The sequence below is a fragment of the Pseudomonas sp. xss_4 genome, from assembly GCF_043104125.1.
GTDB lineage: Bacteria > Pseudomonadota > Gammaproteobacteria > Pseudomonadales > Pseudomonadaceae > Aquipseudomonas > Aquipseudomonas parafulva_B.
In genome coordinates this window covers 1-637 of the sequence record NZ_JBICKJ010000014.1, presented here as the reverse complement: position 1 = coordinate 637, position 637 = coordinate 1, and the positions used below count along the sequence as shown (strand labels likewise).

Sequence of the window (637 nt, the reverse complement as noted above, 5' to 3'; positions counted from 1 at the left end):
ACGGAGTTCTGGTCAGCGGTAATAGTGACCAGCACCAGATCGCCTTGGTTACCCGTGCCCGGAGTACCCGAGCCTGGCTCGTCGGTAACTTCGGTGCTGACTTGGGTTTTATCCAGCGTCAGTTGCTCGAACTTCCAGGCATCCGCACCGCTGACCGATTCGATCGAGTTCACGACCGCAGGGTTCGTACCCACATAAACGTTGTCCGGTGCAGTAGCGGTGGCCGAACCTACGGTGCTGTTGGCAGGAACCACGACGGTGGTTCCGTCTTTCAGGTGGAAGTACAACTCAGCGTGGTTGTTGATCGGCAGACCGTCTTTGTTGGTCAGCGTCACGGTGTAGGTTATCTCGCCGCCTTCGGCGACCGAAGTCGAAGCGGTGAGCTTGGCCACAACTTCGTCGATGGTGTCGGTCACTTTGACCGAAGCATCATTGCCCAGCTGCAGGTTCTCGAAGGTACGACCGCCTACGTCGGCTGCCGACTTGATGCCCAGGCTGATTTCGCCCGAGTCTTTGTAAACGTCGTCGCCTTGCGCCGCGTGTTCGTAGGAAACAGCAGTCTGACCAGCCTTGATGGTGACCTGAGCGTTGTTGCTCAGGGTCACAACCAAGTCATTGGCCAGAGCCTTGTTGATCT

The 637-nt window shown here is 57.5% G+C and carries 1 protein-coding gene; it reads right to left on the bottom strand.

Annotated elements, in window-relative coordinates; all coding sequences use genetic code 11:
* A partial coding sequence (locus ACF8GB_RS01255) for an immunoglobulin-like domain-containing protein (RefSeq protein ID WP_392526452.1) occupies positions 1-637 on the bottom strand: 637 nt, incomplete at both ends.